This window comes from Glutamicibacter sp. NPDC087673 (assembly GCF_044743255.1).
GTDB lineage: Bacteria > Actinomycetota > Actinomycetes > Actinomycetales > Micrococcaceae > Glutamicibacter.
Genome location: NZ_JBIUWB010000003.1, coordinates 165,640 through 191,920, shown reverse-complemented (window position 1 = coordinate 191,920; position 26,281 = coordinate 165,640). Strand labels below are relative to the sequence as shown.

The following is a 26,281-nucleotide window of genomic DNA, read 5'->3' as shown; positions in this document are numbered from 1 at the left end:
CGGCTGGTGCTCTGCCGATGAAGGGTGCTGGCATGGCTAATGCGGCTTCGTCAAAGCGCTGCGACTAGTTCAATCTCGAATCCGGCAGCATCTTCCAAATACGCCGCGTAGTGCTTTGGTCCCCCGGCGTACGGGTGCAGCTCCGGGAACATCAGGGTGAATCCGTGATCCAGCGCCTGGGAAGCCAACGTTTCCACCGCCTGCCTGGTGCCAGCATGGAAAGCCAAATGATTCAGCCCGGGACCCAGGCGGTCATGCCGTTGCTTTTTGGCATCCGGTCCGGATTCCAGGACTATATAGAATCCGTCGCGGGCATAGCTGATGCCGTCAGCCCATTGGGAATCCACCACATAGCCAAGGCGAGTGAGCAGCCAGCCCAGGGAAGCTGTGCTGGCTGCCAAATCCTCAACCCATATTTCCAGATGATGCAGCATGGAATTCACTGACTAAGGAGTCAGCACGAAGTCCCATGGATCGGAATTCACTTGGGAAACCTCGATCTCCACGGTGTGCCCAAGATCGTTGAGCACGTTGCCCAAGGCGCGGGCACCAGCCGACAGCCAGACCCATTCCGAAGCGAAGTGGGAAACATCGATCAGGTAAGGGAACCCGCCGTTGGCAGCTTCGCGTGCTTCGCTTGCCGGGTGGTGGCGCAGATCAGCAGTCACGTAGACATCGGCCTGGTGCGAGCGCACCGCGTCAAACAGGGAATCGCCGGCACCGCCGCAGAGGGCGACCTTCCGGATGATGCCCGTTCGGTCTCCGGCGACACGTACACCGCCAGCCACCGCTGGGAGCACGGTGTAAACGCGTTCAGCGAAATCCTCGAGCTTCATCGGCTTCTCCAAGAAGCCAACTCGTCCCAAGCCTTCTTCTGGCAGTCCGTCCTTGGACTCGATCAACGGCACGCAGTCCTTCAGCCCGAAGGCATCGGCGAGAGCATCGTTGACTCCCCCGATGGCGCTGTCGGCATTGGTGTGCGCCGTAAGCAATGCGGTTCCGGATTCGATCAGGCGGTGAATGGCTTCGCCCTTGAAATTGGTGCCGGCAACCTGGGTGACTCCGCGCAGGAGCAACGGGTGGTGAGTGATCAGCAGATCGGCCCCACGCTCGATTGCATCCTCGATCACCTCCAGCGTTGGATCAACAGCCATCACGATCTTGGAAATCTGCTGGCTGGTACGTCCGGTCACCAAGCCAACGGCATCCCAATCTTCGGCCAATGATTTTGGCCAAAGTTCCTCAGCTGCTTCAAGGACGTTACCCAAGGTGGTCTGCGGAACCGAGGTGTCTTCCACCGGTTGCTCTGGTGTTTCTCCGGTAACGGGCTTGAGCGTCGAGGCGTCCAGGGAATCACTGCTCTTCCCCAGGTCTTGCGAGTTATCTGCCTTGCTCTGCATACCCACCACCCTACGCGGTGGGTATGGGGATGGAACAGAATGCAACGCCGCAACGTTGTGAACTGTGTGAGTATTCCCAGCCTTCAGTCCCCTCATCAATTCAGCCCGTTCCTGGAAGTCCAGGACACCAAGCTGAGCACCTTCGTACTAGCCGGCGGCTGCTTCTGGTGCTTGGATGCCGTGTACCAGCGAACCCGTGGCGTCCACGCCGTGATTTCCGGATACATCGGCGGCCACACCAAGGATCCGGCCTACCGCGAAGTCTGCAGCGGCACCACTGGCCATGCCGAAGGTGTCGCCGTGATCTTTGACCCGCAAGTGGTTCCGGCCGAAGTCATCTTGGACATGTTCTTTACCGTGCACGACCCCACCACGCTGAACCGCCAAGGCTACGATGTGGGCACGCAGTACCGCTCGGCGATGTTCCCGCTCGATGACCAGCAGCGCGGCCTCTTCCAGGACGCCATCGAGAAGTTCTCGCGCGTATACCCCAATCCGATCGTCACTACGCTGGAAGAGTCCAAAGATTTCTATCCTGCCGAGCAAATCCATCAGGATTATTACTCCGAAAACCAGGAAGTCGGCTATTGCCGCGTGATTATCGATCCAAAGATCGCGAAAGTCAGGAAATATTACGCTCAATGGCTAAACGAAGCCTAGTCGCGCTTTTGGCCTACTAGGGTTAGTTGTGAACCTCATAGGTCTCCGGCGGTTACGCCAGATTCCGGCAATTATTTCGCCGCAACTAAACTGCGGCCGCATAGAGTCACGTAAGGATTGCATACAAGATGGGCAAGATCTACAACAACGTCACCGAAGTCGTCGGCAACACCCCGCTGGTGACGCTGAACCGCGTCGGCGAGGGCCTGCCAGGGAACATCGCTGTGAAGCTGGAATTCTACAACCCGGCGAACTCCGTCAAGGACCGCATCGGCGTGGCCATCGTTGATGCAGCCGAGGCCTCTGGTGCGTTGAAGCCAGGCGGCACCATCGTTGAGGGCACTTCGGGCAACACCGGCATCGCGCTGGCGATGGTCGGTGCAGCCCGCGGCTACAAGGTCATCTTGACCATGCCTGAAACCATGTCCACCGAGCGCCGTGTGATGCTGCGCGCTTTCGGCGCCGAGATCGTACTGACCCCGGGCGCCGACGGCATGCGCGGTGCTGTGGAGAAGGCCAAGGAAATTGTTGCGACTTCCGAGAACGCTATCTGGGCGCAGCAGTTCGCCAACACCGCCAACCCGCAGGTCCACGCAGAGACCACCGGTCCGGAGATCTGGTCCGATACCGAAGGCACGATCGATGTCCTGGTTGCCGGCATCGGTACCGGTGGCACTATCACCGGTGCAGGCCGCTACCTGAAGGAAAAGAATCCAAACCTGAAGATCGTGGCCGTTGAGCCCAAGGATTCCCCGATCCTCAATGGCGGAAAGCCCGGCCCGCACAAGATCCAGGGACTGGGAGCGAACTTCATCCCCGAGGTGCTCGACACCGAGCTGTACGACGAAGTCCTTGATGCCAGCATCGAGGATTCGGTATCGACCGCTCGCGCGCTGGGCGTCAAAGAAGGCATCCTCGGCGGCATCTCCGCTGGCGCAGCCGTTTGGGGTGCGGTACAGATCGCCGCGCGTGAAGAGAACGCCGGCAAGCAGATCGTTGCGATCATCCCGGACTTCGGTGAACGCTACATCTCCACCCTGCTCTTCGACGACATCCGCGGCTAAGTAAATTTGCAGAAACAGAATAAATCGGCGCGAGCCACTGTTGGGTCTATAGAGAGACCTGTATCGGTGCAGCTCGCGCCGATTTGCTGTGTGACATCTGCGGATTGTCCCCGAGCGAACCGCAACCCCTAAGGTAGTATTCATGAGTTTTTTCTCCCGCCTGCGTGAGGATTTGGCCAACGCACGCCAGCACGATCCGGCAGCGCGAAGCGATCCGGAAAACTTCTTCGTGTATTCCGGACTGCACGCAATCTGGCTGCACCGGTTGGCCCACAAGATGTGGCAGAACCCCTCGCTGAAGTGGCCAGCGCGTTTGCTATCCCAGGCGAACCGCGCCCTGACCGGGATCGAGATCCATCCCGGCGCCACCATTGGGCGCCGCTTCTTCATCGACCACGGCATGGGCATCGTCATTGGCGAGACTGCCGAAATCGGCGATGACGTCATGCTGTACCACGGGGTGACCCTCGGCGGCCGTTCACTGGCCAAGGTCAAGCGCCACCCGACCATCGGTGACCGCGTGGTCATCGGTGCCGGAGCCAAGGTGCTCGGCCCGATCGTGATCGGTGCCGATTCCGCCATCGGCGCGAACGCCGTGGTCGTCAAGGATGCTCCGGAAGGCTCGATTGTCACCGGAATCCCCGCACAGAACCGTCCGCGCAGGCCCGAAGAGCGCAAGCCTGCTGTAGACCCGGCCGAGTACATCGACCCGGCCATGTGGATCTAGTTCTATTCCTCCTGCCACTGCGGCAGAACAAACCCGCCCAGCACACGGACCGGCCACGGTCCGCCTGCTGGGCGGGTTTTCGCTTTGGCCCCGACCCTTGCCGGCAAAGCAAAACATCGATGCCCGGTACCATTGCGAGTCTGGTACCGGGCATCGATGCCTCTGCGAGTGATGGAAGCCGCTTAGGCCAGCTTGTGGTCCGCAGCTTCGGTGCCATCGGCCAGCTCTACGACCTCGTCCTCAGGATCCTGGGGCTGGGCGCCGAGCTTGCCACGGGTCAGCTTGTGCATGATCATGGCCAGCGCGCCGTCACCGGTCACATTGGTTGCGGTGCCGAAGCTATCCAGGGCAATGTAGGCTGCGAACATCAGGCCGACTTCGACCTCGCCGAAGCCCAGCATCTGTGCGAGCAGTCCGGCAGCGGCGGCGATAGCGCCACCTGGCACGCCTGGTGCCGCAATCATCATGACGCCGAGCATCAGGATGAATGGGAAGTAGGTGCCGAAGGAAACGTCGCCACCGGTCAGCAGGAGCACTGCGATGGAGAAGCAGGTGATCTTGACCATCGAGCCTGAGAGGTGGATGGTGGCGCACAGCGGGACGACGAAGCCGGCTACCGTGTCGGACACACCATTCTTCTTGGCTGATTCCAGCGTCACCGGAATGGTTGCAGCCGAGGAGGAGGTACCCAAGGCGGTGAAGTAGGCATTGCGCATGCCCCACAGTGCAGCCAGCGGGTTGCGCTTGTTCATCGCCCCAGCGATGGAGTACTGCACCAGCAGGACAACCAGGGTCAGTGCGAAGGAGACCACGGCGACGAAGAGGAACTTCTGCACCACGGTGACGGCGTCCCCGGCGGCCGACAGATCCAGGAAGATTCCGAAGATGAACAGCGGCAAGGCTGGAACAATCACACGGCGGATAACCATCTCGATAATGCTGCGGAACTCCACTGTCCCGCGGAAGATCACGGTGGATCGGAAGGCCGTCAGGCCCAGGCCCAGCATGAATGCCAGTACCAGTGCAGTCATGACGCCCATCAGCGGAGTCAGCACGATTTCGGTTGCCGATTCGCCCGCACTGCCGACCAGGGAAATATACGGTTCGAAACCTGATCCTTCGCCTGCGCCAACTTCCTCGACGCCACCGCCGGAAAGCGACTTGGTGAATAGCCAACGGCTCACGAAGTACGCGAGCAGTCCCGCGCACAGGGTGGAGGTGTAGGCGATGACCGCGGTGATGCCCAACCACTTTCCTGCGCCCTTGCCGAGTTCAGCAATAGCCGGTGCCACCAAGCCGAAGATGATCAACGGCACGATGAATCCAAGGAATCCGGAGAAGATCGAGTTGTAGGTCAGGAATACGCTTCCTAGCCACACCGGCATAACCGGGCCAAGCAGAATACCCAGCAGGATGGCAACGAGCACCCAGCCAAGCAGTGGGATAGATTTCAGCAGCTTCATGAATGTCCTTTAAACGGTTAGGGATCGGAGCGCACTGTTGGACGGGCCACAAGTGTGTCGTGGCGCACGCCTCAATCATGATAGACGTAATTTTTGTTACACCGAAATCCTGTGAATGGATTGAGTGTTACGAGAATACGCCCTTCTGCCGAATATTCTCTACCGTAAATCCCACACGTTCAATCAGGTTCGATCCCTGGTGCGGCAAGGGTTCAGGAGTTGAATATTCGTCGATTTAACGGCAGCAAGGCGGATCTGCCCCATTAAGCAGTCCCGCCCTGGCTTGGATTCATTGATTATTCGAAGTTCGCTTCGACTACGCCTTGCTCCTGGCCCTGGCCCACCACCTGGCTTTGCACGCGGAGGTTGAGCACGGATCCGCCATCGGCATTTTCATAGCTCACGAAGACCGACCCGGCTGCGGCATCGCTGCCCGTTTGCGACCAGTTCGGTCCGCCCGCCGCCGAATGGCCAGTGAGCAAGTCGACCACCTGAACGGTGGCCAGCTGCTTCATCTGGGCTTCATTTCCGTTGCCCCAAGCAACGACCAGGGCATCTGCATACTCCGTGGCGCTCGATGGGAGCTTGCCCAGCTCTTGGCCCCCGATGGTTTCGGATTGCTCCGACTCCCCGGCATCCCCCGAAGTGGATGCCGTTGGCGACGCGGACTGCGTCGGGCTGGCTTCAGGAGTTGACGGCTCCTGGCTTGCGGTGCCACCTGCAGTGCTGCCGCAACCGGCGAGCGCAAGGCAGCCGGCCAGTGCCGCCACCGAGCTGAACTTGAGTAGTTTCGTAGTTCTATCCGGCATGGCTTTCTCCGTTCTCGCAAGGGGTCGCTGATTCCTTATGGGTTCGATACTCCACGCGAATCGGCAGCGATTGCAAGTCCGCTGTCCTATGGCAGGTGTCGGTTGGGGCATTTCTCAGTAGGCTTGGGGCATGAGCCAGCACCCTGCCGATAGCCATGACACCATTCGAGTACGCCAAGCCCGGGAAAACAACTTGCGAGGTGTTGACGTCGATATTCCAAAACGGCGCATTACCGCGTTTACCGGTGTTTCCGGTTCGGGCAAGTCCTCCCTGGTGTTCGGCACGATTGCCGCAGAGTCCCAGCGCCTGATCAATGAAACGTATACGACCTTCATCCAGAGCTTCATGCCCTCGATGCCCCGGCCTGATGTAGAAGTGCTGGAGAATCTCTCCACGGCCATCGTGGTCGACCAGGAACGCATGGGTGCGAATTCGCGTTCTACCGTGGGCACGGCTACCGACGCCTACTCGCTCTTGCGCGTTCTGTATTCGCGTTATTCCACTCCGAGCGCCGGCGGTGCTGGCGCGTACTCGTTTAATCTCGGCCAGGGCGCGTGCCCGGTGTGCGAGGGTTTCGGCACCGAGGCGAGCATCGACCTTGATGAGCTGCTGGATTGGGACAAGACGCTGAACGAGGGAGCCATCAAGGCACCGAACTTTGCCCCGGATTCCTGGCTGTGGCAGACACTGACTGCCGGCACGCAAGCAGATCTGGACATGAAGCTCAGTGACATGCCCAGTGCCATGCTGGACCGCTTGCTCCATGAGGAAGCAGGCAAGGTCAAGCTCAATGGGGCCAACATGAGCTACTCCGGTTTGGTCACGCGCATCAAGTCCAATTACATCCATTCGGGCAGGGAGATCAAGCAAGCCCATATTCGTGCCTGGATCGAACGCATCTCCACCACCGCACCGTGCTCTGCCTGCGCCGGATCACGGCTCGGCCAGGCCGCTCGCGCTTCGAAGATCAATTCCTTGGGAATCGCGGACATGACGGCACTGCAGGTTTCCGAGCTGCTCGAAACCCTGGAGAAGATCCAGATTCCGGATGCAGCGCCGTTGACCACCAATTTGAAGGCCGTGCTCAAATCCATGGTGGATTTGGGGTTGGGCTACCTGTCCCTTGACCGTCCGGCAGGGACCCTTTCGGGCGGCGAAGCCCAGCGCGTGAAGATGATCCGGCATCTTGGATCAGCGCTCAGTGATGTCACGTATGTCTTCGACGAGCCCACCGTTGGATTGCATCCACATGACATCCAGCGGATGAACGGGTTGCTGGCTAGCCTTCGGGACAAGGGCAATACCGTACTGGTGGTGGAGCACAAGCCCGAGGTCATCGGCATCGCGGACCACGTGATCGACTTGGGCCCGGGCGCTGGTACCCATGGCGGCACCATTTGCTACAGCGGTCCAGTGGACGGCCTGCTGTCCAGCGATACGCTGACCGGAAAGCACTTCACCACGCGTGCTGCGCTCAATGCGAACCCGCGCGAGGCACAGGGGTCCATGCAAGTGCGCGGCGCTTCCTCGCACAACCTGAAGAATGTTTCCGTGGATATCCCTACCGGCGTGATGTGCGCGATCACCGGTGTCGCCGGTTCGGGCAAATCCACGCTGATCCATTCGACGATCGCCAAACGTGATGACGTGGCGGTGGTGGACCAAACCGCCATCCGGGGCTCCCGGCGTTCGAACCCGGCCACCTATACCGGGATCATGGATCCGATCCGTGCGGCGTTTGCGAAAGCCAACGGCGTGAAGCCTGCCCTGTTCAGCGCCAATTCGGCCGGAGCGTGCCCGGGGTGCAGCGGTGTCGGATACACCTATACGGATTTGGCTTCCATGGCCGGAGTGGCCTTGCCTTGCGAGCAGTGCGGCGGCAAGCGATTCACCGCTGATGTGCTGGAATACACCCTTGATGGGTTGAACATTGCCGAAGTCCTGGACTTGAGCATGGAAGAAGCATTGGAGCAGCTCAAAGTGCCCAAGGCGAAGACCGTGCTCGAACGCCTGAACCAGGTGGGGCTGGGATACCTGAAACTGGGACAGCGGCTGAACACGCTTTCGGGCGGCGAACGGCAGCGAATCAAGCTGGCTATCCATTTAGGCCAGGGCGCCGGTACCTACATCCTGGACGAGCCAACCACAGGATTGCACATGGCTGACGTGCAGAACCTGCTGCGCCTGCTGGACGAGATGGTCGATGAAGGCAATACCGTCGTGGTCATCGAGCATCATCTGGCAGTGGTTGCCCACTGCGATTGGGTCATTGACTTGGGTCCCGGGGCAGGGCACGAGGGAGGACGCATTGTTTTCGAAGGGACCCCGGCTGACCTTGCCGCCTCCGGCACGCTGACCGGAGTTCATCTGTCCGACTACATCAAGGGATAGGAATGGCCCAGAAGCTCAGGAAACCGCTGCCTGCCGACGCGCAGGAGCTTGCCACGCTGCATGTCGAATGCTGGAAAGAAACCTACACGCAGCTGCTGCCAGATGGTTTCCTCGACCCTGCCCACGGTGAGCAGCGGCTGCGCATGTGGGACACGGTTCTGGAGGACCCGAATCCGCTCTTCAGGATTTCGGTGGCGGAAAATGAGGACGGGAAGCTTGTCGGCTTCGCCCTCAGCGCACCTCCCACCGGCAATACCGACGGGATACCGGAGAACGTTTCTCGCCAGCTGTACAACCTGTATGTGCTCAAGGACTTCCACGGCGACGGAACAGGGCAGGTGCTGCTGGATGCAGTCCTTGGCGATGAGCCGGCCGTGCTGTGGGTGGCGGCCCAGAATCCGCGTGCCATCCGATTCTACGAACGCAACGGATTCGCCTTCGACGGCGTGAGCGAGGACGACCCGGCTGCTCCGAAAATTACCGACGCAAGAATGATCCGGTAGCTAGCAAGCGGAGAGAATCCCGACGATCTCCGGGTCGCTCCCACGACCCAGTTTCGCGTCGATTTCCAGCACCAGCTGAGCCTGGCGAATCAGTGTGCCGTATTCAGGGCCAGGATCGGGGGTCGCGCGGATTCCAGTGGCGCTGAGTTGGCGCGATTTGTCCATGGCCAGCTCCTTGAGCACATCACGGATCAAGGCCAAATCCTCTGGCTGCACCGCCCAGCTATCCCTATGGCCACGAAGCCAGGATTTGCGCCGCGCCCCCTCCAAGCCTTCGGGCAGCTCGCCGACGCCTTGCAGGTGGTCGAGCATCGAGGTACCGACATTCTGCTCGGTGATGTCTTGGGACAGGCACCGGTCGATGGCGTACTGGACACGCAGCAACCATTGCCCGGCGGTATCCAGTTTCGAGCGCAGCCGCAGTGTCCGCAAGGCGAGAACAACGCCTGCGGTCGCGATGAGTACTGTCAAAAGCGGGACGAGCGAGAGCAGGATCCCCAGCCCCGCGCCCCAGCTACCACCATAACCGTTCATGCTCCGATCCTAGCCCTTGAATCGGGGGGCGGACCAGAGCAATCCTCGGGTTGGCAGAACTAGATGCGTACCAGCATCTTGCCGGTGTTCGCACCGCGCATCATGCCAAGGAAGGCGTCCACGGTATTCTCAATGCCGTCAACGATCGTCTCGTCGTAGGCGATCTTGCCTTCGGAGAACCACTTGCCCATGCGCTCGCCGAACTCCGGGGCGAGGTCAAGGTAGCTGGAGAGGGTGAATCCCTGCAGTTTCAGGCCGCGGGTGATCAAGTTGGCCATGTTCTGCGGGCCAGGAGTCGACTCGGTGGTGTTGTAGCTGGCGATAGCGCCACACAGGGCAGCACGACCGCCATCGTTGAACGCTGCCAGGGCGGCTTCAAGGTGGTCTCCGCCCACGTTGTCGAAGAAGACATCGATGCCTTCCGGGGCTGCGGCGGCCAGCTGCCCGCGGACATCGCCATCCTTGTAGTTGAAGGCGGCATCGTAGCCGTACTTGCTGGTCAGCAGTTCAACCTTCTCTGCACTGCCGGCCGAGCCGATGACGCGCTTGGCACCCATGAGCTTGGCGATCTGCCCGGCAGCCGTACCCACGGCACCTGCAGCGCCGGAGACGAAGACGGTCTCGCCCTCGGCAAGATTGGCGACTGCGCTCAGGCCTACATAGGCGGTCAAGCCAGTCATTCCCAAGATATGCAGGCGCAGCGACGAGGAAACGCCGGGCAGATCAGGTGCGGACTTGAAATTGGCAGAGTCAGCCTGCACGGTGTCAGACCAGCCCAGCTGATGCTGGACCAGGGTACCTGCCGGGAACGCTTCGTCCGCGGTCTCGATGACACGGCCGATTGCGCCTCCGAGGATCTGCTCGCCAATCTTGAATGGCGGGATGTAGGAACGGGTGTCATTCATGCGTCCGCGCATGTACGGGTCCACGGAAATGAACTCGTTGCGCACCCGGATTTCACCGGTCTTCAGCTCCGGCAGCTCAACGGTCTGGACGGTGAAGTTCTCCTGCGTTGGCCAACCGGACGGACGGGAGGCGAGCAGGATCTGCGTGCTGGTTGCTTCAGTCATGGTTACCAGTTCTTTCAATTCTCGGTGATATTGGAAACTCTCGGTGTCGTTCTAGTTGCCCAGCGCCAGGCCGAGGACCAGCAGCGCAACTGACAGCAGCGGGAACATCCCCTGCTTGACGGCCAGCTTGGCTTTGCCCGGGCTTCCCAGTGCCAGCACCAACGCAGCGGCCAGCATGGAGCCGGCTCCAGCGAAGACCAACGTGGCACCCGCAGCCAAGTGGCCCATACCCAAGGCAATCACCCCGGCAAGTGCGGCAACTGCCAAGAAGAGGTTGTAGAACCCCTGATTGAAGGCCATTTCGCGCGTTGCTTCTGCTTCAGCCTCGCTGGTCTTGAACAAAGCGCGGGTTTTTCCAGTGGTCCAGGTGATGGACTCCATCGAGAAGATGTAGATGTGGAGCAGGGCAGCGGCGGTTGCGAAGATCTGCGCGGCGATGATCATGGCTTGTCCTTGGTGTTGGGAAGGCAACTATTCTGTAACGACCATTTCAATATATACTGGAATGGTCGTTACGAAAAGAGGAGGTGGGTGTGATGGCTCGTACATCTGCATTCGACAAGGAAACGGCTATCCAGAACGCCCGCTCGGTGTTCTGGTCCAAGGGCTTCGAGGCCACGTCCATTCCCGAACTTGAAAATGCCACGGGCCTGAGCCGTTCAAGCATCTACAACTCCTTCGGCTCCAAGCGCGGACTGTTCGACGCCGCAGTGAACAGCTACCTCAATGAAATTGTCCGCCCGCGGTTGCGTCCGCTGCTCCAGGACCCAGTACCTTCACAGGCGTTGGGAGACTATCTGCGTGGGCTTGCTTCCGTTTTCGCGAAGCCGGAGTCCCTGCCTGCAGCCCATGGGTGCCTGCTGATCAACACCGCCAGCGCACCGATTGCAGCAGAGAACGAAATCGCCGCCATCATTTCCGCGTACCGGGAAGAACTTGATGAAGCCATGGGCCGTGGCTTGCATGCCCTTCGTCCGGATCTTTCAGTAGAACGCCATGCCCTGCTGAGCGACACCATTACCGGCCTGGTGGTAGCGGCCTTCGCACTGGTGCGCATCTCCCCCAGTGAAGCTGTTCGCTTGTTGCAATGCGCCGAGAACTTGCTGGAAGACTAGTACCGGCCTTCTGCACCTATTCCTTTCCGGGATTAAGGCGCAAGCCCTGGGGCACCTGTTGTCCGGATTGCTTCTAGCCAGGCGCTGATCCACGGATCCATTCAGTGAATGCATCGCGGAGGGCTGCCGGCTCGATGCGCGGGGGCTCCGCCGACTGCCGCCAGCGGCAGATCGTTCTGCAATCACCGGCGCATGCTTGGCAGATGAGTTCGCACGCAGGGGGCCTTATTCGTCGCGCTTGCCGCAGAAAACCCAACTGGCTTTGGCTGCCGCACCGATTTTCCGCGCCGCTAGGATCCGTTCTCCCCTGAGCGCATGGCGCTGGCCGGGACCTGCGCCTATCCCACCCAGCATTCTGCTGAGCACGCCCCACGGCTGCCAGTTCCAGCTAAGCGGGACAGCGCGCAGAAGGGCCCAAATGGCAAATGCCCACCAGTTCAATCGAATTGAACTGGTGGGCTTCGGATCAGCCAGCTGCTGCTAGCGTCAAATCACTCCGCTTAATGGGTGTCCTCGGCAGCGATTTCGGTACGGTCACCGCTCCACTGCGTGTGGAAGGTGCCTTCCTTGTCGGTGCGACGGTAGGTGTGCGCACCGAAGTAGTCGCGCAGGCCCTGGGTCAGGGCTGCTGGCAGACGGTCGCGGCGCAGGCCATCGTAGTAAGCCAGCGACGAGGAGAACACTGGTGCAGGGATGCCCAGCTGGACAGCAACGGAAACCACGCGGCGCCATGCTGGAACTGCCTTGTTGATGGCTTCAGCGAATGCCGGAGCGAACAGCAAGTTCGAAGGCTTCTCGCCTGCCGAGTAGGCAGCGGTGATGTCCTTGAGCAGGGCTGCGCGGATGATGCAGCCTTCACGCCACAGGCCAGCGATCTCGTCGAGCTTCAGGTCCCAGTTGTATTCGCCGGCAGCCGAAGTGAGCATGTCGAGGCCCTGCGCGTAGGAGACGAGCTTCGAAGCGAACAGTGCCTGGCGCACATCCTCGACGAAGTTCTCCGGCAAGGTGACCTCGGCAGTTTCGCCGGTCAGCACCTTCTGGCCCCCGGCGCGGATATCGCGCTGCGAGGAAAGGGAACGGGCGAAGACCGACTCGGCGATGGCCGAAACAGGCGAGCCCATATCCAGGCCGGACTGCACGGTCCAGCGGCCGGTGCCCTTCTGGCCTGCGGAGTCCTGGATGACGTCGACCAGCGGCTTGCCGGTGGAAGCATCGACGTGGCCGAGCACTTCAGCGGTGATCTCGATCAGGAAGCTGGACAGTTCGCCCTGGTTCCATTCGTTGAAGATCTCCGACTGCTTGGCTGGCTCGATGCCGGCGGCGCTGCGCATCAGATCGTAGGCTTCGCCAATGACCTGCATGTCGGCGTATTCGATGCCGTTGTGGACCATCTTCACGAAGTGGCCTGCACCGTCGGTGGAGATCCAAGCGCAGCACGGTGCGCCGTCGTCGGCCTTGGCGGAGATCTTCTCCAGCATCGGGCCCAGCGACTTGTAGGATTCAGCGGAACCGCCGGGCATGATCGATGGGCCGAGCAGTGCGCCCTCTTCGCCACCGGAGACGCCGATGCCCACGAAGTGCAGGCCCTTCTCAGCCAGGGCAGCTTCGCGGCGGCGGGTGTCGGTGTAGTGCGAGTTGCCGGCGTCGATGACCACGTCGCCCTCTTCGAGCAGCGGCACCAGCTGGTCGATGACCGAGTCCACTGGACCGCCGGCCTTGACCATGATCAGCACGCGGCGCGGGGTTTCGAGGTTTGCTACCAGCTCTTCCAGGCTTTCGGTGCGAATGAAATCGCCCTCATCGCCATGTGCTTCCAGCAGCGCGTCGGTCTTGCCGACCGAGCGGTTGTGCAGGGCGACGGTGTATCCGTTGCGAGCGAAGTTACGGGCAAGGTTTGCGCCCATGACGGCCAGACCTGTGACACCAATCTGTGCAGGCATAAAAATAAGTCTCCATCGATTACGGGGAGTTGAACCGCCAAGCAGAGACCGGATGAGTCACGATCCCTGTTCACGGCCACGTGACCTTTCCATCCTACAAGGGCGACGCCCGTGTTTTACAGAGGATCGCGTAAATTAAAGCATATTTATTTCGCGGATCGACTCGCCATAGTCCGATTTGGCGCAAGTCATTGGCTAAACTGACCCCATGGCAACTAGTCTGCACGCTCATGTGGTTGAGCACCTCGGCTCTCGCATTATCAGCGGGCAAATTCCGCGCGGCTCCATCATCCTCGCCGCCGACCTCGAGCAGAAGCTCCAGGTCTCGCGTTCGGTGATCCGTGAAGCCATCCGCGTTCTGGCCCAATGCGGCCTAGTCACCAGCACCAAGCGCGTGGGCATCCGCGTGCTGGGAGCGGAGCGCTGGAACCCCTACGACGATCATGTCATCCGCTGGCGGCTGGCCAGCGACCAGAAGGGCGCACAGCTGCGCTCGCTGACCGAGCTGCGCATTTCCGTAGAGCCGATGGCCGCGGAACTGGCGGCCGAGTTCGCCCCCGAAGCGATGCGCAAGGAGCTGATGATGCTCTCGGCGCAGATGAACCATTACGGGCGCCAAGGCGATTTGCGACGTTTCCTGGAACTGGATATCCGATTCCACGCTGTGGTGCTGGCCGCCTCCGGCAATGAGATGTTCGCGAACCTCTCCACCCCGATCGGAGCGATTTTGCGCGGCCGCACCGAATTGGGCCTGATGCCTGAACGCCCGCACGAGGAAGCCCTGCTCTGGCACCAGTCAGTCGCCGATGCCATCTCCAATTCGGACTCCGCCAGCGCGCGGAAGAACATGGAAAGCATCATGCGCCGAACGCACAACGAGATCTGCAGCCTCTGGGACGGCGCGCCGCGCTTGTTCGTGGACCCGGCCAAGAGCTCCCAGTAACCCGGCATTCCCGACTTAAATGCGAATCCGCCGGGGCAGCGATCTGCATCGCTGCCCCGGCGGATTTTTTGTCCTGCTCGCTGCCCTTGGTTAGGCCAGCGCGGTCGCCAGGCCGTAGAGCACCATGACGCAGGCGAAGCCGACCACCGATACCAGCGCCTGGCCAACGGTCCATACCTTCAAGGTGGTTGGCACATCGATATCCAGGAAGCGCGAGATCAGCCAGAAGCCGGAGTCGTTGACGTGGCCGGCGAAGACCGAGCCTGCTGCCAGCGCCAGCACCATGGCGGCGACCTGGAAAGCGGTCAGCGAGGCATCCGCCAGCACAGCCGGCTGGACTATGGCGGCCGCAGTGGTCAGCGCTACTGTTGCCGAGCCCTGGGCCAGCCGGACGATGGCCGCGATCAGGAAGCCAGCGACAATCAGCGGCATGCCCACCGATTCAAGCGAGGTGGCAATGGCGTTGCCGATGCCGCTGGCACGCAGCACGCCACCGAACATGCCACCAGCGCCGGTGATCAGGATGATCGAGCAGACCGGGCCCAACGCGGAGTCCACGATGGTCTCGGTCAGGGTCTTGTCCTTGCCCTTGCGGAAGCCCAGAAGGAACATTCCCAGCAGCACGGTGATCAGCAGGGCCACCGGAGTTTCACCCAGCAGGCGCAGCCAGCGCACCCAGGAGGTTTCCGGGTCCACGACGCCGGCTGAGCCGAGCATATTCAGCCCCGTGTTCATGAAGATCAGCAGCAGCGGGAGCAGCAGCAGGCTGAACACCGTGCCCACGGAAGGAGAGGACTTGAACTCGTCCTTAGATGCGCCGTTGCCCAGTGCCGCATCCAGGATATTCGGTACCGGGATGTTGAACTTCTTGCCGACAAACTTTCCAAAGAGATGGCCTGCAACGAACCACGTTGGAATCGCGACGACCAGGCCGAGCACCAGCACGAGCCCGACGTTGGCTTCCAGCAGGCCGGAGGCGGCCACAGGGCCCGGGTGCGGCGGAACGAAGACATGCATCACCGAGAATGCGGTGGCCGATGGGATGGCGTAGAGCAGCAGCGAGCCGCCCAAGCGGCGGGCCACGGTGAAGATGATCGGCAGCATGACTACCAGCCCGGCATCGAAGAAGATCGGGAAGCCGAAGAGCAGCGACGCAACCGACAAGGCCAGCGGTGCGCGCTTCTCGCCGAACTTGGAGATCAGCCAGCTGGTCATCACATCGGCGCCGCCACTAGTTTCCAGCATGCGTCCGAGCATTGCGCCAAGGCCGACCAGCAAGGCCACACTGGCCAAGGTGGATCCGAAGCCGCTGGTCAGCGTCGTAATGACCGATTCAGCAGGGATGCCGGAGGCCACCGCGGTCAGCAAGCTGGTGAGCACCAGTGCGAGGAACGCGTGGACGCGGAAGCGGATAATCAGCACCAGCAGCAGCGCTACCGCACCGACCGCCAGCATCAGGAGCCCGGGCGTACTTAACGTCCAGTTCAGTTCAAGCTCAGTTGTCATTGTCTTCCTTGATCAATGGGAGGCTTATGCCATAGGTGGTCTGTGGATTGCTGTCGGCGCACTGCACTAGGACAGTTTGGCGATCAGCTGTCGAACGATGCCCTCGGGGCTATCGGCAATATCGGCGCTGAGCACCGGCTCGTCCGCATCGGGAGCCTCAAGCGTGGCCAGCTGGCTGTCAAGCAGGCTGGTGGGCATGTACTCGTGCGAGCGCGCGTTCATCCGGTCCCGTATCAGCGTCGGGACACCGGTGAGGTGGATGAAGATCGTTGCTGGCTCCAAGCTGAGGATGAGATCCCGGTAGCTGCGCTTGAGTGCGGAACAGGCAATAACCAGCGGCGCTTGGTGCCGATTGCTTTCGGCCAGTTTGGCGCCGATCAGCTGCAGCCACGGCTCGCGGTCAGCGTCATCCAGAGACTGTCCGCCGGCCATTTTTTCCTTGTTGGCCTTGGGGTGCAGGTTGTCGCCATCAATGAATTCATGATGCAGCTGGTCAGCCAGCATCTTTCCGATGGTGGTCTTGCCGCTGCCCGAGACACCCATTACAACAAGGGGCGGGACCTGTTCACTCATCCATTTACTCCGTCGTACGTGAACCTAATATATGACTTATGTTGTAGCCAAAGTCATAAAGTATGATTTAACTAGAGTAGGAGCGGCAGCGGACGCTGTCAACAGGTTGCACCTGGTTCACTAGGAAGATTCTGCAAAGCATGTGGCCAGATGAGGAATTCCCGGATCAGTTGGCCCGAGGTTCAAGCATGGCTTGAACCTAGCCTTTGAAAATGCTGAATTTCTTCGAGGTCGTTGTAGAACCCCAGCTCAATGCCATGTACTCTCGGTTTTTAAGTGGATCGAACCCGACCACTGCACAGTCTGACCATTGGAGCGAATCATGGGATTCATTGGATGGATAGTTTTGGGCTTGATTGCCGGAGCGATCGCAAAGGCCATTCTGCCCGGCAAGCAAGGTGGCGGCTGGATCGCTACCCTGATTCTGGGCGTCGTAGGCGCCCTTCTCGGAGGCTGGATCGGAAGTGCTATCTTCGGTGAGGGCGTGGATGAGTTCTTCTCGATCTCAAGTTGGCTTCTTGCCATCGGTGGCGCCCTGATCGTCCTGGTCATTTGGGGCTTCATCACCAAACGACGGGCATAACGCACCTCCCGAGGGACCATTGTCCTGCGGATCTTGAATTCCCGCCGAGCAACAGTACCAACTGCTGCTCGGCGGGTTCTTCTCTTGTCTTGGCTACTTCACCCGCAGCAGCTCAGAGCCCACGGTTTCCCTGCGCAATTCGAAAAGCAGAAGGCTCCCCTCAGTGTCCGCGGCTTCCCCAAGCGCGGTATGGAACACCTTGAAGCTGAGTACCGCGGGGCAGTTGCGTGCGAACATCTGGGCCACGGCGGCTGGCCGGGACCGCTGGCCCGGGGCGTCGAAGACCATATCGGTAAATCCTTCGGGAACCCAGCGTGCACCAAGGTTGTCGTCGCCATCCAGGGAAGCTTCCTGCTGCTTTTCCCAGCGTTCAACGATCCGTTCTTCCGAGACATCCTGCGGCGCATACGCCTCCACGATCTGAATCTCGTATCCGGCCTCCTGCAGTTGAGCTGCCAGCTTCTGCGCTGAATCCTCGGACGCAAGGACCTTGTCGATGACGACATTCAGTCCTTGCTCGAAGCATGCGGCACGCAGGTTCTCGCTGAGCATGGAAGATTCCTCATGCACCAGGCTCGCCATGTCCATCGGGAAGAACTGCTCACCGCGCTTCTCGCGCTCTTTGACTTCCCGAGGCTTGAAGAATCCTTCGTAGGTTCCGTCTTCTTGCGCTTCGCGCATCAGGTTCGCCTTGAATTCATCGGCATCGATCACCACATAGTGATCCTCATGACCGCCAAGCAGTTCGCGCAGCAGGCTGCTCTTGCCGGCTCCCGGAGCTCCGGCAAGCACAACAGCTTGGCGCTGCGCTTTGGCGCTGCCCGATGCCCGCAGTTCCTGGTCGATCAGCCGCCGATGCAACTGATCACGTTCCCCGATCGCCTTCCACGAACCCGGGCCCACTTCTTCGAACCAGTCAGGGTTGCGCACGGAGATGAACGGTGAATCATTGGCCAGCACTTCTCCGGGCTCATTGAGTTGAGCAATAGTCTTCAGGTGGTCGGTGATTTCTTGGTCATCTGCCATATTCGAATCCTAATCGGGAATTATCGCGATGCCCCCCACAGCGCGCTGACAGCCGGTTATCGTATAGTTCGATGTTGGGCCCAGCGCCCGCGCACGACATTAAGGAGACCCATGGCTACCGCACCGCTACCATCTGCAGGCAAAGGCCGAGCGGGGCGAACCTTTGCGCACATCGGCACCGAGCGCACTCGCTGGCGCGGGCTGATCCACGCCTGGTCCACCCCGGGCATCATCATCATGAGCCTGGTGCTGGTCGTGCTGGCTAACGGACGCTTGGCGGAATGGACCACCGCGGTCTTCGCGCTCTGCTCGATCCTGCTCTTTGGCACCTCGGCGCTTTACCATCGTGGCAACTGGACCGACAAGGTGATGGGCCTCTTCCGCAGGGCCGACCATGCGAACATCTTCCTGCTCATTGCCGGCACCTACACTCCGGTAGCGGCATTGACCTTGCCCGGTCCGCAGGCGATCATCGTGCTGTCCGTCATCTGGGCCGGTGCACTGGCCGGAATTGCCATCAAGTCATTCTGGCCCGCGGCACCCCGCTGGGTTGGAGTCAGCCTCTACATCCTGCTCGGGTGGGGCGCTTTGATGCAGTTGCCAGCGTTCTGGGCCGCGAACCCCGCGGTGATGATCCTGATTCTCGCTGGTGGCCTGGCCTATACGATCGGCGCGGTTTTCTACGCCACCAAACGGCCAAATCCGTTGCCGAGCATTTTCGGATTCCACGAGCTCTTCCATGCCTGCACCGTCATGGCCTTCCTGTGCCACTGGACGGCTGTGCTTCTAGTGGCTCTGTAAGCGCGCACCCGCTGGAAAAAGCGATCGCCGCAAGCTCCACGAGGAAGCTTGCGGCGATCTATGGCTGAATCCCAGGCTGGACTAGCGCTGGCCGTAGCGCTTTCGCACGACCACGAGGCCGATCAGCGAAATCACGGCAATTGCCATGTAGTACAGGCTCGGTGCATCCAGCGACCCGGTCAGGTCCAGCAGCCAAGTCAGTACCAGCGGGGCAATTCCGCCCAAAAGGGTCACGCCCACGTTGTAGGCCACCGACAGGCCCGAACCCCGGATGGCAGCCGGGAAGAGGTTGGAGAGCAACGCCGGCAGCGGACCGAAGTAGAAGGACATGATCACGCCGAGAACCGCGATCACGATCACCATCACGATCACGCTCGGGTTCGAGGTCATCAGCTTGAACAGCGGATAGGCCAGCACGAACGCCGCGACCGCGGCGTAGGTCATCACCCGGGCCGGGCCAATGCGGTCAGCCAGATGGCCCACCAGCGGGACGCCGCACAATGTGATGATGCCCGCCGAGATGCCGCCCAGGAAAGCCGCGTCGGCAGGGATCTTCAGGTTCGTGACGGCGAAGGTCGGCATGTACAGGATCATGTACACCGAAATCGTGGCCACGCCAATGGTAGCCGCCGCGGCCAGCAGGCGGCCGTAGTGCTGGGTGAACAGCGTGCCCAGTGGCGATTTCTCCTTGGCGGCGGAAACGAACTCGTCGGTCTCATCCAGCTTGGCGCGGATATACAGGCCCACCGGCCCGATCAGCAGGCCAACGAAGAACGGCACGCGCCAGCCCCAGCTCTCCAGGGCTTCCTGGCTCAGGCCGGTGGTCAGGAAGTAGCCGAAGGCAGAAGCCAGCAGCATGGATGCACCCTGGCTGGCGACCTGCCACGAAGAGTAGAACGCCTTCTTGTGCGGTGCGGTTTCAATCAGGAATGCGGTGGCCGTGCCGAACTCGCCACCGGCAGAGAAGCCCTGGATCATGCGCGAGAGCAGGATGATCAAGGCACCGGCTACGCCCGCGACCTCGTAGGGCGGCGCCACGGCCATGATCAGCGTACCGAGCATCATCAGGCCCAGCGTGAGCGTCAGCGCGTTCTTGCGTCCCTTGCGGTCGGCGTAGCTGCCCAGCACCATGCCGCCCAGGGGGCGGATCAGGTAGGAAATCGCGAAGGTGGCGAAGGTGAGAATCAGCGCGAACGTGCCGTCCGATTCCGGATAGAACACCTTGGCAATGGTGGTCGCGAAGGTGGCATAGACAATGATGTCGAACCATTCCAGCGCCGCGCCAATGGAACTGGAAATGACCGCCTTGCGGGCTTTGACGATCTGCTCGGGTGTCGCCTTCACCTCTGCGCTCACGAGCTGACCTGCGCAATCAGCGAATCGATGAAGTTCTCGCACGCCACGATCTGCTCCAGCTCGATGTATTCGTCCGGAGCGTGGGCCTGGGCGATATCGCCAGGACCGCACACCACGGTGGGGATGCCGGCCGCGGCGAACAGCCCGGCCTCCGTGCCATAGGTGACCTTTTCATCGGTGGCAATGGCGCCGCAGGCGGCCGCGAAGGACACGATCTCTTCCTCCGCAGCGGTATCCAGTCCCGGAGCGCCCGCCTGCTGGGAGAACTCCACGGAGCAGCTCGGGTTCTGCTCGCGCATCTGGGCTTCCAGCTTGGCCGCTTCATCGCGCAAGCGCGCGGTCAGCGCCTCGCGGTCCACCACCGCGAGCGAGCGGTACTCGAAGAACACCACCGCCTGCGAGGGAATGGTGTTCACCGCGATGCCGCCGTCGAACTTGTTCACGTTCATGGTGGTGGTCGGTTCGATGAATGCTTCATCGCGCGGGCCATGGTTGCGCAGCTCGGCCGAAACCTCCTCGACGAAATTCGCGAAGCGCAGCGCATAGGAAATGGCGTTGACTCCCTCGGATGGCAGCGAGGAGTGCGCTGCGACGCCGTTGAATTCGGCGCGGAAAACGTTCATCGACTTGTGGCCGCGGATCGCCCGCATGCTCGATGGCTCCCCCACGAAGCATCCGCGAGGCGCCAGCTTCTCGTCAACAATTCTCTGCACCAGCGACACCGCGCCGACGCAGCCGACTTCTTCGTCGTAGGACAGCGCCAGGTGGATTGGTTCGGCAAGTTCTGCGGCGGTGAACTGGTCCAGCTTGGCCAGGATCACTCCGAGGAAGCCCTTCATGTCGCAGGTGCCGCGGCCATAGAGCTTGTCTGCGCGCACCTGGGCGTCGAATGGATCGCTGCTCCATTTCTGCCCGTCCACTGGCACCACGTCGGTGTGCCCGGAAAGCACAATGCCGCCGGTGCGGGTTCCATCGGCGGCGGGGATGGTGGCCAGCAGGTTGGCCTTGGTGCCCTCTTCGTTGTGGATCAGCTGGGAGCTGATGCCATAGGCGTCCAGCTTCTTCACGACATTCCCGATCAGCGCAAGGTTGCTGTCGCGGCTGGTGGTGTCCACGGCGATGAGCTCGTGGATTTCTTTCATGCTTGCTTCGCTGGGCGCGGGCATTTCAGCTCCTGGATCTAGGCGATGATGCTATGGATTCATGCTTCCACATTGCTCCCGCACCACCTAGAAGATGTCAAAGAATGGCCTCTGGCTAGTTGGGAATAACGCCGGCACCACGCAGATAGTGCATGATCGCGTTCACGAAGGCCTCTTGCTGGTCCACGGGCCTTGCCGCTTGGCCCAGCGCGGCCGACAGGTGGGGGTAGCGGCCTGTTTCCAGCTGGGCGAACAGCGCCGCCGGGTCATCGGGCCGCTGCTGGCTTTGCTCATTGAGCGCAAATGCTGCGGTGATGGCGTTGAGCATCGCCAGGCAATGCAGCTTGGCCCCTGCCTCCAGCCCGCTGCCTTCCAGGGCCGCTAATCCGCGTTCCAGGTAGGCCAAGGCGTTCGGCCCCATGGACGACTTGCCCATGGCCAGCGAGGGCACCCAGGGATGCCTGCGCATGATCTGTAGGCCCTGGGCGGCCAGGCCGAGAAGCTGCTGGGCAGCCGAACCTGCCAGCGATTCCAGTTCATATTCCGCGCTGATCTGCTCAACCATAAGGCCGGTGAGCTCCTCATGGGACTCAACGTAACGGTACAGGGAGGCGGCTCCTGCTCCGATCTTTGCAGCTACGGCTCTGATGGATACCGCTCCCATGCCTTCTTCATCGGCCAGCGCGATCGCCGCCTGGGCAATCTTGTCCCGGGAGTGCCGGGGCCTGGGCCCGGTGCGAGGCTGGTTGCCGGTCATCGCTCGTCCTTTCCCGCAGGGCGCATCGCGCGCCGTGCTCTGGCTGTATAGTTAACCGCGAACACTGTTCGCATTTAACTCTACAGGAGGAACCATGCGCTTGCTGATGATCGCACCGGGAACACGAGGCGATGTCGCGCCGATGGCCGGCCTCGGCCAGAAGCTGGCGCTCCATGGTTTCGATGTATCCATTGCGGCAAACCCGGCATACAAGGACCTTGCGGTTTCCGCAGGCTGCCGATTCCGGGAGCTCCCCGGCGACATGGGCGCCTTGGTCAAGCCGGCAGCTCCGGGCGCTAAGGCCAGCCCCAAGGATCTGCGCCGGTACCTCCGGGAGCTCCGGGACTATTTCGAACTGGCAGCTACCGGAACGATGGCCGCAGCCGAGCGAGGTGCCGATATCATCATGACCAATGCGGTAGCACCCTATGCCTACGACGTGGCCGAGGCCATGGGCATCCCCGCGATCGGCGCGCACCTGCAACCCATTGAACCCAGTGCAGCGTACTCGCCCATGGCTTTGGGTGCATCGCGCAGCTTCGGGCCACTGGGCAACAAGCTGCTCGGCCAGCTCTTCGCCGCTTCCAAGGCGCCCTACGACCTCCCAGCAAAGCGGGTACGCGAATCCCTGGGATTGCCCGCACGCAGCCGTGCCGCCTCCGAACGCCTTCGCCGCCAGCACCGGAGCCCCATTCTCCACGGCTTCAGTTCAGTTATCGTTCCACGGTCCGCTGATTGGCATGAGGGGATCGTCAATTGCGGGTACTGGTGGCCGCCAGCCGATCCGGCATGGACACCGTCGCAGAGGCTGCTCGACTTCATCGACGAGGGGCCGGCGCCAGTCTTCATTGGCTTCGGCAGCACGCAGGCGCTGGAACCGGACTTCATCACGGATGTTGCCCGGCGCACCGGAAGACGGACTATCGTGCAAGGGGAACCGGAAATCGACGAACCTGGCATCCTGGGCATCGGCGCGGTACCGCACCACTGGCTGTTTCCGCAGATGGCAGCCGTCGTGCACCATGCCGGGGCCGGCACCACGGCCGCTGGCCTGCGGGCAGGCGTCCCCGCAGTTCCGGTTCCAGTCTTCACCGACCAGCCGTTCTGGGCCCAGCGCATCCACCGGCTCGGCGCGGCTGCCGAGCCCATTGCCTACAAGCACTTGACTGCGCAGCGGCTCGCGTCCTCGATTACCGGAGTCCTGGCCAATGAGGACCTGGCCGATGGCGCCCGGCGAATTGCCCGGCAGCTGGCAGCCGAAACGGACAGCTCGATTCCAGTGATAAGGATCCTCGAACAGCTGGGCGCCAGGCACCGGCCCAGCTAGCCTGGCCGGGACCGGTAGAATTGGAACTCCAGCCCCTCGCAACAGAACAGCTCATGCGCGGTTGCCATGCGCTTGAGCAACGCTGATCGACAGGGCCATCCCATCGCTTCCCATTCCGCCACCGCCCCTGTGACCGTTTCCTGGGACCACGAAGGAACCAGCACCACAGCCATCTGGCTGTCCGCCAATTCCCGCCGGGCACCAGCACACATCGTGGTGGCCGATGACCGCTTGAGCGCGGATGCGGCCATGCGCCACGCAGCCCGCGGCACGGCCATGCTGTGGACCGGCGACTTCCACAACGCCAAGCAGCTGCTTGCCGCCATGGACCGGCGCATGGCGGCCGCCAACGCGGCCAAGGCCAGCAGCGCGAAGGCCAAGAAAAAGGTCCTGGATGATGCGCAGAAGTTCTACGCCATCCGGCAGGCCCGGGCCCAGCGTTCACGAATGCTGTCGCTGATCCTGGTTCCCTTGGATTTCCACGCCGAGGACGGCCTGGCCGTCCTGGACTTGCCCCGGGCGCCGATCGTCGGTCCGGCGGTGGCATTCGGCTACGAGCAGGCCGCGGACCTGGCAGGTCACCGGGCTGTGGCCAGCCTGCAGGAACTAGCTGGCATGCTCAGTGCCCACCAGTGGTTCCTGAAGGGTGTGGACGTTCCGGTACTGGGAGCGAAAATCCACCCGGCCTACGGGACGTTCATGCCCACCCGTCAGGAATATGTGGATCTGGTGGCGGTGGCTCCGCTGGAGGACCTCTCGCTGGCTTTCGACATCGGCACCGGAACCGGAGTGCTCTCGGCAGTGCTGGCCCGCCGCGGAGTCAAGCAGGTCATCGGCACCGACATCCACCAGCGCGCGGTGGACTGCGCCAACGACAACTTCGCGCGCTTGGGTATTTCCGGCGCCGCCCGTGCGCAACTGACCAGCATGTTCCCCGAAGGCCGGGCCCCGCTGGTCGTGTGCAATCCCCCGTGGCTTCCGGGCAGCGCGCCGAGCACCCTGGATGCGGCTATTTACGATCCCGAGAGCAAGATGCTGATGCAGTTCCTGCGCGGATTGCCCGGTCACCTGACCGAGAACGGCGAAGGATGGCTGATCATCTCGGATCTCGCCGAGCTGCTGGGCTTGCGTACCCGCGCGCTGCTGCTGGAGGCCATCGAGGCGGCAGGCCTTGAAGTCATCGACAAGATCGACACCGCGCCAAGGCACCACCGCGCACAGGATGCCCAGGACGTGCTGCATGCGGCCCGTTCGAAGGAAGTCACTTCATTGTGGAGGCTCAAGGCCAAGTAGCCCCGAGTGCGTTCCATGCAGAAACGGCAAAGGTGCCCGCGGTATTCGCGGGCACCTTTGCCGTTTAAGCTCCTGCGTGCCTGTTGCTACTTGTCCAGGCCGTCGCGTACGTCCTTGGCCGCATCCTTGACTGACTCGCCGGCCTGTTTGGCTTTCGCAGCGGCTTGGTCCTTTACGCCTTCAGCCTGCAGGCGTTCATTGCCGGTCGCATCGCCTACGGATTTCTTGGCCTTGCCCGAAACTTCTTGCGCCTTATTCTGGATCTTATCGCCTAGGCCCATTGGAAAATCTCCTTCTGCAGTTGATTCGTCAGCGTACCTTCTCCAGCCTAATGGGCCGCCCAGATGATTCACCTGTCCCGGGCCTCTGCATTAGCTGGCAGATTTTCCCGGTTCCTCCCCGGCTGCGCAATTGCGTGTATCCTTGCACGTTCGTCCGGCGATCACACCGCATCCAGCAGTGCGCGAAGCTGTTCCCTGTACTCTTCGAAGGCGGTTCGCCCAGCGCGGGTCAAGGCAATGTAGGTCACTGGGCTGCGCCCCTCCAGGATCTTGTCCACCTTCACGTAGTCACCGTCTTCCAGCGTGCGCAAATGCGTTGCCAGATTACCCGAGGTCATCGACAGCAGGCCCTGCAGCTTGGGAAACGAGATGCTGTCCCCGGCCCGCAAGGTGTCCAGGACCGTGACGGTCCTCAGCCGTGCCTGGGCGTGGATCAGCGGGTCAAGCTCCTGCATGCCCACCCCGGATCAACGCTCCTGAGACCAGTTCCGGCTTGCTGCCGTGCAGCAGGCCCAGCACGATGAATCCCAGCCCGCCAACGGCACCGGCCAAGAGGTTCAGCGGTGCCGTCGAGGCCAGTGAGAGCAGGGCAATAGCCAGGATCCAAGCCCCGAAGAACAGCTGGACCCGATCGTTGAAGAGCACCGAGCCGGCGACCACGAGCACACCGATGACCAGGCACAGGCCGGTGATGGCTAAAGCCGCCATGCCTATTGAGCTCAGCCCCTGGGCATGCAGCCGCCATCCGAGCAGGGCGGTGATGATCAGGCCCAGGCAGAAGGTGTTGCCGTAAATCGCCCCTTGCGCCATCGAGGGACCGTTGGTCCCCGACCTGCGCTTGGCCGAATGCTCGGCGGAAATCACGATCGCGATGAGGAATGAGGCAACTGCGGTGCCGATGCCAACCGCTGCCGGCAGCAACCGCGCAGACTCGTGCCCCACCGTTTCCTGACCACGGCAGAAGCCGCAGGCCAGGGCCCTTCAAGAGCGATTGCACGTCGCCTGGAAGCGAAGTG

The 26,281-nt window shown here is 61.5% G+C and carries 28 protein-coding genes; 11 read left to right on the top strand and 17 right to left on the bottom strand.

The features are described 5' to 3' along the window. Positions 1 to 50: 50 nt before the first annotated feature. Together ACIOTL_RS08440 and ACIOTL_RS08435 are read right to left on the bottom strand one after the other, a co-directional pair. Positions 51 to 434 carry a VOC family protein gene (locus ACIOTL_RS08440; RefSeq protein WP_332489260.1) on the bottom strand — a complete coding sequence of 128 codons (384 nt, stop codon included), beginning with the start codon at positions 432 to 434 and terminating at the stop codon, positions 51 to 53. A 12-nt stretch (positions 435 to 446) separates the two neighbouring features. Next, positions 447 to 1,400, bottom strand: a complete 954-nt coding sequence (locus ACIOTL_RS08435) for a Nif3-like dinuclear metal center hexameric protein (protein ID WP_286172103.1) — start codon at positions 1,398 to 1,400, stop codon at positions 447 to 449. 132 nt (positions 1,401 to 1,532) lie between these two features. Here ACIOTL_RS08435 and msrA point away from each other — a divergent pair, with 132 nt between their 5' ends. From msrA to epsC, 3 genes are all read left to right on the top strand, one after another. Next, positions 1,533 to 2,060: a peptide-methionine (S)-S-oxide reductase MsrA gene (gene msrA / locus ACIOTL_RS08430; RefSeq protein ID WP_332489255.1), complete on the top strand. Its 528-nt coding sequence runs from the start codon at positions 1,533 to 1,535 to the stop codon at positions 2,058 to 2,060. A gap of 128 nt (positions 2,061 to 2,188) precedes the next feature. Then, positions 2,189 to 3,124, top strand: coding sequence for a cysteine synthase A (cysK, locus tag ACIOTL_RS08425; RefSeq protein WP_400342348.1), 936 nt, complete (start codon positions 2,189 to 2,191; stop codon positions 3,122 to 3,124). Positions 3,125 to 3,266: 142 nt separating this feature from the next. Beyond that, entirely contained in the window at positions 3,267 to 3,851 is a 585-nt protein-coding gene (gene epsC / locus ACIOTL_RS08420; RefSeq protein WP_105657773.1) for a serine O-acetyltransferase EpsC, read from the top strand. A gap of 182 nt (positions 3,852 to 4,033) precedes the next feature. Here the strand turns inward: epsC and ACIOTL_RS08415 are convergent, their stop codons facing one another. Then, positions 4,034 to 5,314 (bottom strand): dicarboxylate/amino acid:cation symporter, encoded by a 1,281-nt coding sequence (locus ACIOTL_RS08415; RefSeq protein ID WP_400342347.1) that lies wholly within the window; start codon positions 5,312 to 5,314, stop codon positions 4,034 to 4,036. A gap of 296 nt (positions 5,315 to 5,610) precedes the next feature. Continuing rightward, positions 5,611 to 6,123: a hypothetical protein gene (locus ACIOTL_RS08410; protein ID WP_400342346.1), complete on the bottom strand. Its 513-nt coding sequence runs from the start codon at positions 6,121 to 6,123 to the stop codon at positions 5,611 to 5,613. Positions 6,124 to 6,253: 130 nt separating this feature from the next. On the opposite strand from ACIOTL_RS08410, the gene ACIOTL_RS08405 reads away from it, so the two are divergent. Both ACIOTL_RS08405 and ACIOTL_RS08400 read left to right on the top strand, forming a co-directional pair. Next, the gene (locus ACIOTL_RS08405; RefSeq protein WP_400342345.1) at positions 6,254 to 8,515 is read left to right on the top strand and encodes an ATP-binding cassette domain-containing protein; all 2,262 of its coding nucleotides are present in this window, start codon (positions 6,254 to 6,256) and stop codon (positions 8,513 to 8,515) included. A 2-nt stretch (positions 8,516 to 8,517) separates the two neighbouring features. Then, complete coding sequence (locus ACIOTL_RS08400; protein ID WP_400342344.1) at positions 8,518 to 9,018, top strand: GNAT family N-acetyltransferase; 501 nt, start codon at positions 8,518 to 8,520, stop codon at positions 9,016 to 9,018. Here ACIOTL_RS08400 and ACIOTL_RS08395 read toward each other — a convergent pair whose 3' ends face one another. From ACIOTL_RS08395 to ACIOTL_RS08385, 3 genes are read right to left on the bottom strand one after another with little or no spacing between them, the layout of a single operon-like run. Further along, positions 9,019 to 9,552: a hypothetical protein gene (locus ACIOTL_RS08395; protein ID WP_388021937.1), complete on the bottom strand. Its 534-nt coding sequence runs from the start codon at positions 9,550 to 9,552 to the stop codon at positions 9,019 to 9,021. 59 nt (positions 9,553 to 9,611) lie between these two features. Continuing rightward, positions 9,612 to 10,622, bottom strand: coding sequence for an NADP-dependent oxidoreductase (locus tag ACIOTL_RS08390; protein WP_400342343.1), 1,011 nt, complete (start codon positions 10,620 to 10,622; stop codon positions 9,612 to 9,614). A 51-nt stretch (positions 10,623 to 10,673) separates the two neighbouring features. Further along, on the bottom strand, positions 10,674 to 11,066 hold the full coding sequence (locus ACIOTL_RS08385; protein ID WP_332498661.1) for a DUF1304 domain-containing protein: 393 nt from the start codon (positions 11,064 to 11,066) through the stop codon (positions 10,674 to 10,676). 92 nt (positions 11,067 to 11,158) lie between these two features. Between ACIOTL_RS08385 and ACIOTL_RS08380 the strand changes: the two genes are divergently transcribed. Beyond that, a complete protein-coding gene (locus tag ACIOTL_RS08380) occupies positions 11,159 to 11,737 on the top strand; it encodes a TetR/AcrR family transcriptional regulator (RefSeq protein WP_332727893.1) in 579 nt (192 codons plus the stop codon). A 500-nt stretch (positions 11,738 to 12,237) separates the two neighbouring features. On the opposite strand, the gene gndA is transcribed toward ACIOTL_RS08380, so the two are convergent. Continuing rightward, the gene (gene gndA / locus ACIOTL_RS08375; RefSeq protein ID WP_400342342.1) at positions 12,238 to 13,677 is read right to left on the bottom strand and encodes an NADP-dependent phosphogluconate dehydrogenase; all 1,440 of its coding nucleotides are present in this window, start codon (positions 13,675 to 13,677) and stop codon (positions 12,238 to 12,240) included. A 208-nt stretch (positions 13,678 to 13,885) separates the two neighbouring features. On the opposite strand from gndA, the gene ACIOTL_RS08370 reads away from it, so the two are divergent. Next, positions 13,886 to 14,620, top strand: a complete 735-nt coding sequence (locus ACIOTL_RS08370) for a FadR/GntR family transcriptional regulator (RefSeq protein WP_400342341.1) — start codon at positions 13,886 to 13,888, stop codon at positions 14,618 to 14,620. Positions 14,621 to 14,710: 90 nt separating this feature from the next. Here ACIOTL_RS08370 and ACIOTL_RS08365 read toward each other — a convergent pair whose 3' ends face one another. Together ACIOTL_RS08365 and ACIOTL_RS08360 are read right to left on the bottom strand one after the other, a co-directional pair. Next, the gene (locus ACIOTL_RS08365) at positions 14,711 to 16,126 is read right to left on the bottom strand and encodes a GntP family permease (RefSeq protein ID WP_332504551.1); all 1,416 of its coding nucleotides are present in this window, start codon (positions 16,124 to 16,126) and stop codon (positions 14,711 to 14,713) included. 66 nt (positions 16,127 to 16,192) lie between these two features. Continuing rightward, complete coding sequence (locus ACIOTL_RS08360) at positions 16,193 to 16,699, bottom strand: gluconokinase (RefSeq protein ID WP_400342340.1); 507 nt, start codon at positions 16,697 to 16,699, stop codon at positions 16,193 to 16,195. A 322-nt stretch (positions 16,700 to 17,021) separates the two neighbouring features. Here ACIOTL_RS08360 and ACIOTL_RS08355 point away from each other — a divergent pair, with 322 nt between their 5' ends. After that, positions 17,022 to 17,282: a GlsB/YeaQ/YmgE family stress response membrane protein gene (locus ACIOTL_RS08355; RefSeq protein WP_105657761.1), complete on the top strand. Its 261-nt coding sequence runs from the start codon at positions 17,022 to 17,024 to the stop codon at positions 17,280 to 17,282. Positions 17,283 to 17,375: 93 nt separating this feature from the next. On the opposite strand, the gene ACIOTL_RS08350 is transcribed toward ACIOTL_RS08355, so the two are convergent. Continuing rightward, on the bottom strand, positions 17,376 to 18,308 hold the full coding sequence (locus ACIOTL_RS08350) for a zeta toxin family protein (RefSeq protein WP_400342338.1): 933 nt from the start codon (positions 18,306 to 18,308) through the stop codon (positions 17,376 to 17,378). A gap of 111 nt (positions 18,309 to 18,419) precedes the next feature. On the opposite strand from ACIOTL_RS08350, the gene ACIOTL_RS08345 reads away from it, so the two are divergent. Beyond that, on the top strand, positions 18,420 to 19,109 hold the full coding sequence (locus ACIOTL_RS08345) for a hemolysin III family protein (RefSeq protein WP_181148856.1): 690 nt from the start codon (positions 18,420 to 18,422) through the stop codon (positions 19,107 to 19,109). An 81-nt stretch (positions 19,110 to 19,190) separates the two neighbouring features. Here the strand turns inward: ACIOTL_RS08345 and ACIOTL_RS08340 are convergent, their stop codons facing one another. From ACIOTL_RS08340 to ACIOTL_RS08330, 3 genes are all read right to left on the bottom strand, one after another. After that, entirely contained in the window at positions 19,191 to 20,465 is a 1,275-nt protein-coding gene (locus ACIOTL_RS08340) for an MFS transporter (protein WP_105657759.1), read from the bottom strand. After that, positions 20,462 to 21,631 carry an acetylornithine deacetylase gene (argE, locus tag ACIOTL_RS08335; protein WP_388021919.1) on the bottom strand — a complete coding sequence of 390 codons (1,170 nt, stop codon included), beginning with the start codon at positions 21,629 to 21,631 and terminating at the stop codon, positions 20,462 to 20,464. Before argE ends, ACIOTL_RS08340 begins: the two co-directional genes overlap by 4 nt. Before the next feature lie 91 nt (positions 21,632 to 21,722). After that, positions 21,723 to 22,364, bottom strand: coding sequence for a TetR/AcrR family transcriptional regulator (locus ACIOTL_RS08330; RefSeq protein ID WP_388021917.1), 642 nt, complete (start codon positions 22,362 to 22,364; stop codon positions 21,723 to 21,725). Between the two features lie 94 nt (positions 22,365 to 22,458). On the opposite strand from ACIOTL_RS08330, the gene ACIOTL_RS08325 reads away from it, so the two are divergent. Beyond that, a complete protein-coding gene (locus tag ACIOTL_RS08325) occupies positions 22,459 to 23,691 on the top strand; it encodes a glycosyltransferase (RefSeq protein ID WP_400342337.1) in 1,233 nt (410 codons plus the stop codon). A 66-nt stretch (positions 23,692 to 23,757) separates the two neighbouring features. Next, on the top strand, positions 23,758 to 24,984 hold the full coding sequence (locus tag ACIOTL_RS08320; protein WP_388021913.1) for a methyltransferase: 1,227 nt from the start codon (positions 23,758 to 23,760) through the stop codon (positions 24,982 to 24,984). An 86-nt stretch (positions 24,985 to 25,070) separates the two neighbouring features. Here ACIOTL_RS08320 and ACIOTL_RS08315 read toward each other — a convergent pair whose 3' ends face one another. The 3 genes from ACIOTL_RS08315 to ACIOTL_RS08305 all read right to left on the bottom strand — a co-directional run bounded on the left by ACIOTL_RS08315 (position 25,071) and on the right by ACIOTL_RS08305 (position 26,207). Continuing rightward, the gene (locus ACIOTL_RS08315) at positions 25,071 to 25,265 is read right to left on the bottom strand and encodes a CsbD family protein (RefSeq protein WP_105657755.1); all 195 of its coding nucleotides are present in this window, start codon (positions 25,263 to 25,265) and stop codon (positions 25,071 to 25,073) included. Positions 25,266 to 25,426: 161 nt separating this feature from the next. Next, positions 25,427 to 25,720, bottom strand: coding sequence for a transcriptional regulator (locus ACIOTL_RS08310; RefSeq protein WP_388021910.1), 294 nt, complete (start codon positions 25,718 to 25,720; stop codon positions 25,427 to 25,429). After that, on the bottom strand, positions 25,707 to 26,207 hold the full coding sequence (locus ACIOTL_RS08305; RefSeq protein WP_388021908.1) for a hypothetical protein: 501 nt from the start codon (positions 26,205 to 26,207) through the stop codon (positions 25,707 to 25,709). The genes ACIOTL_RS08310 and ACIOTL_RS08305 overlap by 14 nt, the downstream gene beginning before the upstream one ends. Positions 26,208 to 26,281: the final 74 nt, after the last annotated feature.